This is a genomic window from Legionella steelei, from assembly GCF_001468005.1.
Taxonomy (GTDB): Bacteria; Pseudomonadota; Gammaproteobacteria; order Legionellales; family Legionellaceae; genus Legionella; species Legionella steelei.
The window spans coordinates 1311215-1324057 of the sequence record NZ_LNYY01000019.1 but is presented as its reverse complement, the minus strand read 5'-3'; the positions used below and the strand labels follow the sequence as shown (position 1 = coordinate 1324057).

The following is a 12843-nucleotide window of genomic DNA, read 5'->3' as shown; positions in this document are numbered from 1 at the left end:
TCCTGAGGCGTTTACGAAACTGCGTACATGCTCATACATATCGTCTATTAGACTAGATTACTCTTGATGAAAATTCATTTTTTCTTATGAATTATTTCCATAAACGGGTATTTTGTCACTCAGAGTTTCTTCTGCTTTTTCTTTTAATTTTTTAAATTGACCTGCAATTTCTTTTTTTTGTGAAGGCTTATCAGTTATACCTAATACCGCTTTCATCTTATTAAATTTTATTTCAGGTGACTTCTCTTCTAGAGTACTTTTTAGCGCATCAAACAGTGTCCTGTAAGAAGATGAAAAAATCGATAATAATGTATGACCCAATGTATTTTCTTTCGATTCGACAAATTGAGTCACTAATTGAATGACACTCTCTTTTTGCATACTTTTTGCTTGCTCAGTAGATGCTTCAACCATATGATTTAGACTCAATTGGAGTCCTTGTACGTTATCGGTGGCTCTAGTTAGTGATTTGTCTAAGGCAATAAATTTTTCTGCTGTGGGTAAGTCAGATGGGAAAGGGGCTTTTGTGTAGCTAATGGTATTAATCGCTTCATTTAGAAATAGTGCAAAGGCTTTTTCAACTTCAGGACAATCTACATTGTTTTTCAATGTTTCAATTTTTTCATGAATTTCTTTTAGAGATTTGACCATGACTTTTTGTTTTTCTAAATTCCTTTTAAATTCTTCGATATCACTATTTATTTTCTCTAAGGTATTTGTTTTTTTGTGCTCCATAATGCTGTGAAGGTGCTCTCCTAGCGAATCCAGCGTGACCTTTTTTAAATCCGCTAAGTTTTTTAATTCCTTTTCTATCTCTGCAATGAGTCGGTATGATTTTTTATCATCTGTTGATTTTTGTTTTTTAATTTGAGTGGAAATGTCTTGTAGCGGTTTGATAACAGCATCACTTTTGCCGATGAGTACTGTCAAAGAAATCGTATCACTTGCAATTCCACCCCATTTTGTAGAGGGCCCCCAATTCCCGGTCCAAAATGTTGCTGCAGCTTGTTGTAGATACGAGCCATGCTGGTAATTAAAGTATTGTTGCCAACTAGGTCTTTCTTGTTGAGGTACATTAAGATCCGCCATAAGTTGATTGAATTTTTCTGAGGTATCATACTTTTTCCAAAACTGGCTCATTTTATTCTTTTCGTTTATTTCATGAGCGTTCACCAACAGTTGTAATTCATTGAGTCGGTCCAATTTTTCTTGTGAAAAGTCATGTATTTTTTGTTGGATTTGCTCTTGTTGAATTTTTAAAAGCACTAATTGTTCTTTGAACTGTCGATATAAAACCTCATTTTTAGGGAGAAGTGGCATCAACGCTCCACTTACTGGGGTTGGAGCTTTATCGAGTCTGCTTTCCTGATTCAATTGTTGTTTTAATTCATTAAACTTGTTAGCAATCAAGTTTTTTATATCTAACATTAGCGGTGGAAATCGTTCTGGCACCATACTGGAGCTTGCTAACTTTTGCTCAAGTGCGCATGCTGCAGCATAAAGTGCTAATAAAACTTCATGCGTGGATTCTTTATCTTGTTTGATGTCATATTTTTGAATCCAACCCTTCATTCCTTCTAGGAGGTTATTAATTGCATCATTATTAAGTTTTAATCCCAATCGTATAGAAGCAAACTTATTAACCCATCCATTGCTTAATCCGGATAGTAGTTTATCGATAGGGGCGATTTCTGGATGACCTGGGGCTAGATCGTGTTTGCGTTCTATTGCCAATGCTGCTAAAGCAAACATTAAAGTCCAGGTACGATTTTTACCACTAGAATCTTCAATTTTCGCAGACATATTCTCTTTGTTGCCTGGGATGTCATGCATTTCTTTAGCAATATACTCTAACTGCTGGCTAAGCGGCAGTTTCTTGCAATGTATAATAAACCCAATGAGTTGGTCTTCTATGCCTTTTTTGTATTGATTAAAGTTAGGATCTTTTTTAGTTTTTCCATTAAAGCTGGAAAGGGTGGTAATCGCTTCTTGTAATATAGCCTCTGTAAGCATAAAGACCCCCTATAATAATACTGCGATTATCTTTATTATAGGCTGTGTAACATTAAGGAAACATTACATGGATTTTTAGCGTAGAAATGGTCACCAAGATTATCCTCGTGACCCATTTTTAAAAATTAGGGCTATGCCAAAATGCTTGTTGTAAGGGAACTGAGCTGTTTTGTATCTGGATTATGGATACTCACAGCGGCTACTGCAGGTAAATTTAGAAAGTGTTCTGCTTCTTCCCATTCAATTTCAGCAGGGAATAATTTGAGGTGCGGCAGGCATTTATTCAAAAGAGTACAAAAGGCTAAGTCCGCAGGGAAGGGGCGAACATGTGTGTAACCGAGGCTCATCACAGCCATGGCTTCTGAAATGGTAGCCACTCCTGGTAAATAATTGAATGAATAAACATTTGCTGTTTGAGCTATTTCAGGTAGATGGCCAGGGCTGGTCGCGAAATGTACTCCTGCCTGATAACAATTTTCAAGTTGTTGCGTGTCAATTACACCACCGGCACCAATTTTAAGAGAAGGATAGTGGGCAATTGTTTGTGCTAATAGATTTTGATCGGTTGAGTTAATTTCTACTAAGTCAAACCCAGCTTCTTGAATTTGTTGTAATCGTTCAAACAAAAAATTGTCTACATCCAGTGATATAATTACAGATTGATTGCCCAGTAACTTATCTAAGATCATAGTGAGTCCTAACAGTGATGTATATTTTTTAGTAAATTTTGTTGCAAAAGGGTAAAAGCATAAAGCTTAATGTTAGAAGAGTTAGATGGTATTGGCAAGTATATTAATGATTGTTGGCTGAAGAAATTAAGGATATTAATTAGTTTAAAGAAATTCAAGTGTAACCCGAGCATCCGAGTGGATGTTCTCAGGTTACATTTTCTCTGAAGCGAAGATACTTATGTATTGGTAGCGGAGGGAGAAACCGGCTCTTGTCGTTGTTGTTGTGCCAAGGGACTCTTTTCTGCAGTGACAGACGGCTTATAAGCATTTTCAAATTTTTCCATATGTGCTAGAAAGGCATTCATTGTGACCTCAGGTACTGGGGTACTTTTTAACATTGCCTTTATTTTCTCCAGAGTAGTTGGCTTGTCTTTCATTTTGATGTTTTCTAGTTCTTTGTTTAAGAACTTCTCTGCTTCTTTTTTTTCATCTTCATTTTCAATTTTATCGACAAATGTAAATAACTTACCCCAAGTCATTTGAGAACCATGCTGTTTTGCTTTACCTAGGGTTTGGACAAATGCAGATTGATAAACTTGTTGTGGTGTGGGTACCGGGGTCGAGGTGACTTTCGGTGATTGTGTTGGTGATGGTGTTGGTGGCAGTGAAATCAAGCTTGGTTGAGTACCAGCGGTGAAGCTGGATTTTGGTGGGTGCATAGGCAACCCATCATGAGCCAACTGTTGTGTTAAAGCTTTCGTTAGACTTGCACGGGCTGAGGCCATTGCGTTGATTTGGTTTTGTACCATTAATTTATCAGTTTTAACTTGTGCCATACTTGCCGTGTTGGAGTGTAATGCTGCCTGCTGGGTGTCTTTTATGACGTCTTTTACGACTTGGATGTCTTTTTTCTCCAGTTTGAATGCTTCTCGCGCGTCATTCTTTTCGGTGTCACTCAAATCTTTAAGATCTTTCCCATTTTTTATAAGATAATAATTCCCATCTGGATCTTTGACAATTTTTTGATTTTTAGGAATAACAAAAGCAGCCTTTTCATAGGAAGATGGTTTTCCATTAGCATCAACAAATTGTTTGCCATCTACTTTTTTGCTAGCAAGTATATCATTTAAGTTTGCAATTTTTGCGGTTATTGCATTGAGTTGATCGCCTTTTTTATAAACTTCCTCGTCTGATAAGCCTGGAGTCATCATGGAATCAGCGATTTTATCAGCTTCTCTCTGGAGTTTTACAATCTCAGCTTGAATTTCTTTATCCGTTTTTTGTACGAATTTAGGCGCATCGGCTAAACTATTCTGCATCGCATTGTATTTATTATTAATTAATTTGCGATCTTGTTTTAACCTGTCTGTACGCTTATCAAGAGCTTCAAGTTCGTCCATCAGTTTATCTATTTGTTTATTATAATCTTCGATTCGCGCTTCAAGTGCCTTACTCGATTGAGGCGTAGCTGCTTTTTGCTGCGCTTTTTGCTCATCTTTTAGCGTTTTTTCTTGCTGCATTGCAATCAGCTCGTACTGAGCTTTTTGGGATTCGGCTTCTTCTTCTGTCAGGAGCCAATGTAAAAAGGCTCTTCTTTGCGCTTCCATCCTGATTTCTTCTTGGTACTGCAGTAGCCGCTCTGCTTCAATTTCTCTTTCTCTCTCTTTTTCAGTAACAAGTCGCTCAGTTGTTGTTTCGCCAGCAGGTGTTAACAAGAAACGTCGTAGACTATCGGGCCCCTGTAGGCCGAAATGGCTTAAATTTATTGAAGAGTTAGGATCAAAAGTAGGATCATCACCGAATTTTGATTTTATCGCATCACCTAGTTTTTGGTCTAGAGCGTTCATTTCTTCTGGTGAAAGCTTTTCCTGTTTAAGCATTTCTGCGAGGGAACGTTTCGCTATGGTCATATGTCTATATCCTCTTACAGCATATTATAATTATATAATACTGTTCAATAAAACACCAAAGTGGACTGCTTTAAAAATACGTACCCTACATACTATAGTTAATTACCTCTTTTTGGGAAGCTTTGAGGTTATTTTTCGAATTTTTTACTGAAAACATAGGAGGATGATGAGGCATAGGATTATGACTACCATCTGATACGTGTGATTCGCCGCTGTTGTCGAGCAGTGTTTGCAACAAACAATGACTGCTTGAGTGTGGGATCAACTCATAACGTCTGGGATCACTTGAGTAATATTCTGCATCGTTTACTGTAGTATGTGACTTTAGGTCTTCAGGTGCAAATGCCCAATAATATAAATGACCGCGTTGACTTTCTATAAAGGATAACAAAGTTTGTTTCACCGTACAGGCTTGGTTATCAACCCAGTTGCAGGCTATAGCGAGTCCTTTTGCACTGGCTGCAAACAGAAGACCAAAAGACTGATCCCATACCGCACCGAGAGCACATGTGATACTACCTAAAGCATAGGCAAGAATGCGTGTTATAGGATTTAAAAGAGTAAGTCCTACGCGTGTAGAAAATGAAATGAAATCAATGATAGGTAAAATAATGCAATTTTTTGTTAATTGTAAGAGTGGTAAACATAGTGCACGTACACTATTAATACAGATATTGAAAAATGCATTATCAGAAAAATGCCCAAATGGCCAGGTAAAACCATAGAGCGGTGAAAATCTGAAACTGGCTATTAAATTGTCTGATGGTGGCCGTGTAGAAAAAGACAGTAATAATTTGCCTATATCATTGATGTTACCAAGAATTGCAAGGGTTTTAGTGAGTAGATTCGTAATTCCACGAAATGGTACATGTATAAAAAGAGCACTTACCTCGAGTAGTGGCACAGTCAGCAGCGCTAAAATAAAATCCGCGCTGGCTGCAAGAACTTGCTTGCTGAGGCTTGTAAAAAGAACGCCACTTTTTCTCCAACCTTTGAGAAAACCATCATGAAATCCATAATAATAACCTTCAAAAAAGGGGGCGATGCATAGTTTTCCTAGGTTGATAAAGCTTTTACATAACCATTTACAGGTGCCTAAAAGCCAATCATCACCAGGATGCATGATTGTATCATAAACGGCAGCGCCGCCTTTTCCACCTAAAGCAGCATAATTGGTATAAGGAAACTCCCCCATTTCATGTCCTAGTGAAGGAATTATTTTGGTTAAACTATAGCCTAGGCCAAGTGCCAATGAAGCAATAATAGCAATTTCCGCTGGATCTTCTTTAAGTACATTCACCGCTTCAACAAAAAACTTATCCAGATTACCGCCTGCTACAACGCCTTGCCAGTAGGTTATAGATGCCGAGATCGCTTCAGAAATTGTGCCATGACTCATCCAATGAGCTAGTTTTTGTGTCGGCTCAATGCCTGAGATTAAACCATGCAAGTGCAATTTGGTTAAAATCGATTTAAGAAACTCAGGAGCAAGTACTGCGCCACCGCCGTAAGCATATGCAGCCATCGCTAAACTACCAATCAAGGGATTTTTTTCACTGACGTCGATGAAAAAACTGGCGATATGGCGTATTACTTCTAACGCTCGATGAAAGGGATTGTCATAAGCATGTGGGCTTGGTGGATGATTGGGACGTGCAATGATGTAAGGGCTGTTACTAATTTGCTCTTTAATGAATTCTTCTATGGTTTGGCCAGTAGCTAAAAGCCCTTTATTTTCTAAAGCTAAAATCAATGAGTTTCTTGCTTTAGCGCGTTGCGTTTGTTGTTTGTTTAATTCAGAGGAGTCTTTTGGCGGGAGGTGTGTGTCATGAATATAATTGAAAAAATCGTCATGTAAGTGATGAATAAAACGATACATGCTTTTATAGAACTTATAGAAAAATCGAGGAATTCGCGAAATAAACGCATTCAGTTTAAGGCTAACACGCTCGGGTAAATAAAGATGACGTTTACTGACTTGCCCTAAAGTGTATAAGTCTTGTCCTTCTGGCAAGGGGTAGAAAAGTTCTTCATGCATAAAATAACGTAATTGTATGATTTTGCTTTCTTGTCTTATCAGGAGGAGTTGCTTGTGAGCAATAATTGCCCAGCTGCCATAGGGTAGTTGGTTGAGCGCTTTTTTCGCTTTTCTTGTATTACCTGCTGATATTGGTTCGCTAGGGCTGTTTGTCAGTTGGGTGATTAAGCTTTTTAAATCAGGATAACCCTTTTGTGGAACTCCTTGCAGTTTGTAGTATGGGGTTATTTTGGTTATCGTAAGCCCATCTAAACGTTTTAGTACTTCGGTTTTATGTTCAGGTTTGGCATTCATGGCCAAATAATTGATCCAATCGTGGCCATCTCGCCATAACTTACTAAAAAAAGCAGCCAGTTGTGCCAGTCTATTTGCAGGAACATCACTTAAATTTGCCGCAAGGGGTAGCTTATAATAGCCACAAATAACTCTTAAGGCATCGTCCAAATCCTTGCTGTTATGTCCTATATGGAGTTCACTATCCCAAATAAGGCAAGGGTGCCCAGCCTCATGGTTTTTTACGATACGACTAAAATCCATTTGGTCTTGCCGTGATATGGAATAAACACGGTTAAAAGAATAATGCTGTGCTGTTTTATGAGACTCATAAAGAATGTCTCCAAAAGTACCCTCAGAGATGAGAGGGGCAGTTGCTATTATGCGATTTTGATTAGAACAATGCCCTATGATGTCAATCACTTGTTTTCTTAGTTCTTCGTGCCCCTCATGATCCTGACTGGCTAATTTGCGCTCTCTTTTCAATAACCCTTTTAATGAATCAATGCATTCATTTGCGAGTTGCAATTTTTGTTCTTGTGCTGAGGTGAGTGGTTGGTTGTAACTTGCTGAGCGTATTCGATAACGATGAACTTTACTTATAATGTTAGATACCAATGAGGAAGGTCGCTCACCTGGAAGAAGTTGTATGAGATCTGCCTGATGAGTGAACAACATAAGTTGCACGGTTTTTTTATCATGGTTGGCTATTAAACGCAGCCTATCGCCTCTTGGGAGGAGGTATTCCATATCATAATGTCCATAGAGTACTGTTCCTGCTTCATCACTGAATGGGCTTCCTGTCACCGTAGGTAGGGCTTGGTGACTAAAGGGAGTGATAGTTAAAGGAACAATAATTTGTGTGTGGCCATTCGTCGTTACAAAATCAGGCATTGGAACTATCCGCTGTTCACATACTGCACAGGATACTTGGTTTTTTAATGAAATATCAAGTAGAAGCGGTGACAAACCTAGAAATTTTATACTGTCACTGATAAAATGTTTTAAAAATAAACAGGAATCCATTTTAATGACTAGTTATTGCGGTTATATCGCTTTAGTTGGTAGACCTAATGTAGGTAAATCAACACTTCTCAATTGTATTTTGCAACAAAAAGTGAGCATTACTTCAAGAAAGCCACAAACAACACGACATAGTATCTTGGGAATTCGTACGGAAGGTGATTATCAATTTGTTTATGTAGATACACCTGGAATTCATCAAGGAAGTAAAAAAGCAATGAATCGCATGATGAACAAAACGGCGATTAGTGTATTGCGTGATGTGGATGTGATTGCTTTTCTAGTTGATGGAACTCATTGGCAAGAAGAAGATGAATACGTTTTAAGTTTGGTAAAGCAGGCTAAGGTACCTTGTGTTTTAGTGGTAAATAAAGTAGATAAAATTGATGATAAAACTCAGTTGTTACCGTGGATAGAACAAATGAGTCAAAAACATGAGTTTGCGGCAATTATTCCCATATCTGCGAAAACAGGGGTTCAAGTCGATGAATTGCAGGATAAGTTACAGAATTATTTGCCTGAGGGACCTCATTTGTTTCCTGACGATCAGCTGACTGACCGTTCGATTAAATTCTTATGTGCTGAATTATTGCGTGAAAAAATTTTCCGCTTTTGTGGGCAAGAATTACCTTATGCTGTTACTGTAGACATTGAATCATTTAAAGATGAAGGCGCGCTAGTGCGTATTCATGCATTGATTCTTGTGGATAAAGACAATCATAAACGTATGATCATTGGTGATAAGGGACAAAAATTAAAGGAAATGGCAACAAGTGCACGGATGGACATGGAAAAATTATTAGGTAAAAAAGTATTCTTACAGTGCTGGTGCAAGGTCAAATCAGGCTGGTCGGATGACGAGCGTATATTAAAACAATTAGGCTATGACCACTAAGACAATAGAGGCTTGGGTTTTACATAAGAAATGGTCTGGAGATACGAGTGCTCATGTGAGTTTTTTTACGCGTGAGTCAGGATTGATTCAGTGCCTTTGTAAAGGGGGGCGCACACCTAAAAAGCAAGCCCTTTTACAACCGTTTACTCCTTTATGGCTTAGTCTTGCTGAACGTCATGAGCGATATTATGCTCAAACTGTTGAAAGTATTTCTCCAACACTGCACCTGACAGGCAGCTCGCTTTTTGCGGGTTTATACATCAATGAAATCCTTTATCATGCACTAAGCCCCAATTATTCTGATTCAACATTATTTGACGCGTATTTATTTACTTTAAATGGCCTTACCTTTGCAAAAGAGCGATTTGTTATTGAAGCGCTATTAAGACGTTTTGAATGGACGTTGCTGCATGCATGTGGTTATTCCTTTTCGCTAACACAAGAAGCAAGAACAGCTCATGTGATTGTTGACGACTTATGCTATCAATTTGTTGCAGGTGAAGGCTTCGTTGTAAACAGTAGAGGAATTCCAGGTACGCATATTCTTGCTTTAGCACAGGATAATTTAAATGAGGCTCCTTATCTCAAATCAGCAAAAATAATTATGCGTCAAGCAATCGATCATCTTCTCGGGGGACGCGAGATTAAGACCCGGGCCTTGTATTTTTCAGAAGTAAAATAAATGGGTGTGATTAAAGTGCGGTGTTAGGTAATTCGTTGCCCAAAAAAGCTCAATAACCGTAGGCTGGGCTGTTAAGCCCAGCAATTGTGCTGAAGTATTTTTTTAGAAAGATACGTGTTAATTGGGCTTCATAATAGAATTATGGGGAGTACGAAAGAACCAGGCGTAGGCTGGGCTTAACAGCCCAGCCTACGCCTGCTTATTTGAATTTATTATCATCCTAATGCTTAATTTTAGATTAAATTGTTATTCCTGCGCAGGAACGACAACACATTCGTGGGGATGTATCAGCTCAGGATGACGTGATCTAAACAAATAGGGTTCTTGCTCTGGTCCAAGATGGACCTTATACTCTTTATTTTATTTGTAGGGTGTAGAATGAATAAGCCAATCTTATTGGGTGTCAATATTGATCATATAGCTACTGTACGCCAGGCACGTGGTACTCGGTATCCTGATCCGGTACAAGCTGCGATGGATGCAGAAGAAGCTGGTGCAGATGGTATTACGTTACATATGAGAGAGGATTTGCGACATATCCAGGCTCGTGATGTACGTTTGATGAAACAAGTATTACAAACGCGAATGAACCTTGAATTGGCAGTAACTGATGCAATGCTGGATTTTGCAGAAGAAATAGCGCCTGAGCATGCTTGTTTGGTTCCAGAAAAACGTGAAGAGATAACCACGGAAGGTGGCTTGGACGTACTGACACACCGAAAATCGGTAGAGCATGCCGTACGACGTTTGCAGACTATAGGCAGTGAAGTCTCTTTATTTATTGATCCAGAGCGTGATCAAATTACTGCAGCGGCAGATGTTGGTGCACCAGTAATTGAATTGCATACAGGTTGCTATGCGGATGCGACCGATGTTGAGCAGCAACAGCGTGAGTTAGAACGGATAAAACATGCTGCAGAATATGCAGCCAGCTTAAATTTGATTGTTAATGCAGGTCATGGCCTTCATTATCATAATGTGCAACCTATAGCAGCTATAAAAGAATTACACGAACTTAACATTGGCCATGCGATTATTGCTCGGGCTTTATTCTGTGGTATGAAAGAGGCAGTGCGACACATGCGTCAACTCATGCAGGAAGCCAGACTTTATGGCAATATCTGATGGTGGTAGACTGAAAATAATAAAGGATTTGCCTGAACTGTTTAGAGCAAAAGCCACTTGGCAACAAAATGAGTAGCCTGGGTGCAGCCTAGTGGAACCCAGGTTTAAAGAAGATGTCATTCCCGGGTTCCGCTAGGCTGCACCCAGCGACAATTATGTAATCATACTAAAATGAACTTCTTCTCTCACTTGTAGAGGAGGGCATCCCTCATCTGCAGTGACTGGCACCTTCTTCCCATGGGGAGAAGGGACATTTATATATAGAATCTAAGTGGAAAGTAACTGTAGGCTGGGCTGTTAAGTCCAGCATTCTAAATTTGATTCTTGTTGGAAAGTCAGATTTGAGTCCAAGTTCCACAGTGTGAACACTGACAAAAAAAATCCCGGCATAAATCAACCGGGATTCAGGTAGAGGAGACGGGTAACTAGTCGCGGCCAGAAAATGCGCTTAATATGTTAAGCAAACTGACAAACAAGTTATAAATCGATACAAAAAGACCAACTGTGGCTGAAATGTAATTGGTTTCACCTTCATGAATAATCGCACTGGTTTGCATGAGAATTAATCCTGAAGAAATAAGTATGAAAGCAGCTGAAATCGCTAATTGTAATGCAGGTATGTGAATGAAAATTCCTGCAATCATTGCCAATAAGACGACCATAATACCAACAAAAAGAAATCCGCCTAAGAAGCTAAAATCTTTTTTCGTTGTTAAGGCATAAGCAGATAATGCAAAGAAAATAATACCAGTACCGCCTAATGCAGTTGCAATTAATTGTGGGCCATTAGAAAAGTGACTAATGTAGAAATTAAGTACTGGACCTAAGGTATATCCCAGGAATCCGGTAAAGGCAAAAACACTGACTAATCCCCAGACGCTGTTTCTTAAAGCTTGGGTCAAAAACATTAAACCATAAACGCCAACTATCATAAGAAGGGGGTTCATTGGACGTGCGCCGCTTGTAAGTGATAAGACAGCCATGAATCCGCTGAACAGGAATGTCAGACCTAGTAATAAATAAGTATTTCGCAGTACCTTATTACTCGAAAGTACTGACTCATTACGTCGCGTAAGTATGGTGACATCATTTCGGTTCATTGTTTAGAGCTCCTCTATGTTTATATTTAGTCTAGCATATCTATGGGTCAGTTTCCTATATTTCAAGTTTTAAAACAAAGTATTTTTGTTTTGAGGTTCTATAGTACTATAGTAGTATTATGAAAGAAGATATAGCCTAGGTGCTGCGCAGTGGTTGAGACATGTCTGAGTTTTTTAATCCCGGGTTTCGTTGCACCGCACCCAGGCTACAACAGATTGAAGTTTCGACGTTTTTTAAGTCTAAATTTTAGGATTTATTATGGCACGGGCAGCACTAGTACAAATGGTTTCCTCAGCACATGTTGCTGAGAACTTACAACATGTCGAACATCTCATGAAACAAGCCCGTGACGAGCAGGCGGATCTCGTACTTTTACCTGAGAATTTCGCGTTCATGGGACTTCATGAAACAGATAAATTGCAGATTGGTGAAGTTTATGGTGTTGGGCCAATACAAGAAAAAATCAGTCAATTGGCAAAAAACTTAGGTTTGTGGGTCATTGCTGGAACTATTCCTCTGAAAAGCTCTGGTTCAAAGGTACGTGCCAGTTGCTTGGTTTATGATGCTCACGGCAAGTGTGCTGCACGTTACGACAAAATCCATTTATTTGATGTGCATGTCTCATCACAAGAGTCATATCAAGAGTCGATGTCTATTGAGCGGGGGCATGATTTGGCTTTGGTAGATACCCCAGTTGGAAAAATAGGGCTTACCGTTTGTTATGATTTACGTTTTCCTGAGCTTTATCAACTACTTATGTTGGAGGGGGCGCAGTTGTTTACGGTTCCTTCTGCATTTACAGCGGTAACCGGTCTTGCACATTGGGAAGTATTGTTGCGAGCACGAGCGATTGAAAATCTTTGCTATGTTTTGGCAGCAAATCAAGGTGGTCGACATGAAAATGGACGTACTACTTTTGGTCATAGCATGATCGTTGATCCTTGGGGAAAAGTGCTGACACAGAAAGAAACAGGACCTGGTGTAGTAACAACAGACATTGATTTACAAAGTCAGCAGGAGCTACGTCGAAATTTCCCCTGTTTAGAACATCATGTATTAAACTTATAAAATAGAGTACAAGTGCACGGTAGTAGAAAACTGAATGGTTGATA

General features: G+C 39.0%; 9 protein-coding genes. 4 read left to right on the top strand and 5 right to left on the bottom strand.

Annotation, left to right across the window (positions count from 1 at the left end; genetic code table 11):
- Positions 1–84 precede the first annotated feature (84 nt).
- The 4 genes from Lste_RS09940 to Lste_RS09925 form a co-directional block, all read right to left on the bottom strand.
- On the bottom strand, positions 85–2013 hold the full coding sequence (locus Lste_RS09940; protein WP_058510865.1) for a hypothetical protein: 1929 nt from the start codon (positions 2011–2013) through the stop codon (positions 85–87).
- Positions 2014–2144: 131 nt separating this feature from the next.
- Positions 2145–2702 (bottom strand): bifunctional 4-hydroxy-2-oxoglutarate aldolase/2-dehydro-3-deoxy-phosphogluconate aldolase, encoded by a 558-nt coding sequence (locus Lste_RS09935; RefSeq protein WP_058510864.1) that lies wholly within the window; start codon positions 2700–2702, stop codon positions 2145–2147.
- Between the two features lie 218 nt (positions 2703–2920).
- Positions 2921–4594 carry a hypothetical protein gene (locus tag Lste_RS09930; protein ID WP_058510863.1) on the bottom strand — a complete coding sequence of 558 codons (1674 nt, stop codon included), beginning with the start codon at positions 4592–4594 and terminating at the stop codon, positions 2921–2923.
- Between the two features lie 85 nt (positions 4595–4679).
- Positions 4680–7799, bottom strand: coding sequence for a hypothetical protein (locus Lste_RS09925; protein ID WP_058511709.1), 3120 nt, complete (start codon positions 7797–7799; stop codon positions 4680–4682).
- A gap of 136 nt (positions 7800–7935) precedes the next feature.
- On the opposite strand from Lste_RS09925, the gene era reads away from it, so the two are divergent.
- From era to pdxJ, 3 genes are all read left to right on the top strand, one after another.
- Complete coding sequence (era, locus tag Lste_RS09920) at positions 7936–8823, top strand: GTPase Era (protein ID WP_058510862.1); 888 nt, start codon at positions 7936–7938, stop codon at positions 8821–8823.
- A complete protein-coding gene (gene recO / locus Lste_RS09915) occupies positions 8813–9505 on the top strand; it encodes a DNA repair protein RecO (RefSeq protein WP_058510861.1) in 693 nt (230 codons plus the stop codon). Before era ends, recO begins: the two co-directional genes overlap by 11 nt.
- Before the next feature lie 378 nt (positions 9506–9883).
- On the top strand, positions 9884–10630 hold the full coding sequence (gene pdxJ / locus Lste_RS09910) for a pyridoxine 5'-phosphate synthase (protein ID WP_058510860.1): 747 nt from the start codon (positions 9884–9886) through the stop codon (positions 10628–10630).
- Between the two features lie 425 nt (positions 10631–11055).
- Here pdxJ and Lste_RS09905 read toward each other — a convergent pair whose 3' ends face one another.
- The gene (locus Lste_RS09905; protein ID WP_058510859.1) at positions 11056–11730 is read right to left on the bottom strand and encodes a Bax inhibitor-1/YccA family protein; all 675 of its coding nucleotides are present in this window, start codon (positions 11728–11730) and stop codon (positions 11056–11058) included.
- A gap of 259 nt (positions 11731–11989) precedes the next feature.
- Between Lste_RS09905 and Lste_RS09900 the strand changes: the two genes are divergently transcribed.
- On the top strand, positions 11990–12799 hold the full coding sequence (locus Lste_RS09900) for a carbon-nitrogen hydrolase family protein (protein WP_058510858.1): 810 nt from the start codon (positions 11990–11992) through the stop codon (positions 12797–12799).
- The last annotated feature ends 44 nt before the right edge of the window (positions 12800–12843 follow it).

What these genes read in the sequence shown, in the direction of transcription:
- Lste_RS09930 (WP_058510863.1), bottom strand. Translation starts at nt 4,594, where the DNA reads ATGACCATAGCGAAACGTTCCCTCGCAGAAATGCTTAAACAGGAAAAG.
- recO (WP_058510861.1), top strand. Translation starts at nt 8,813, where the DNA reads ATGACCACTAAGACAATAGAGGCTTGGGTTTTACATAAGAAATGGTCT.
- era (WP_058510862.1), top strand. Translation starts at nt 7,936, where the DNA reads ATGACTAGTTATTGCGGTTATATCGCTTTAGTTGGTAGACCTAATGTA.
- pdxJ (WP_058510860.1), top strand. Translation starts at nt 9,884, where the DNA reads ATGAATAAGCCAATCTTATTGGGTGTCAATATTGATCATATAGCTACT.
- Lste_RS09925 (WP_058511709.1), bottom strand. Translation starts at nt 7,799, where the DNA reads ATGCCTGATTTTGTAACGACGAATGGCCACACACAAATTATTGTTCCT.
- Lste_RS09905 (WP_058510859.1), bottom strand. Translation starts at nt 11,730, where the DNA reads ATGAACCGAAATGATGTCACCATACTTACGCGACGTAATGAGTCAGTA.
- Lste_RS09935 (WP_058510864.1), bottom strand. Translation starts at nt 2,702, where the DNA reads ATGATCTTAGATAAGTTACTGGGCAATCAATCTGTAATTATATCACTG.
- Lste_RS09900 (WP_058510858.1), top strand. Translation starts at nt 11,990, where the DNA reads ATGGCACGGGCAGCACTAGTACAAATGGTTTCCTCAGCACATGTTGCT.
- Lste_RS09940 (WP_058510865.1), bottom strand. Translation starts at nt 2,013, where the DNA reads ATGCTTACAGAGGCTATATTACAAGAAGCGATTACCACCCTTTCCAGC.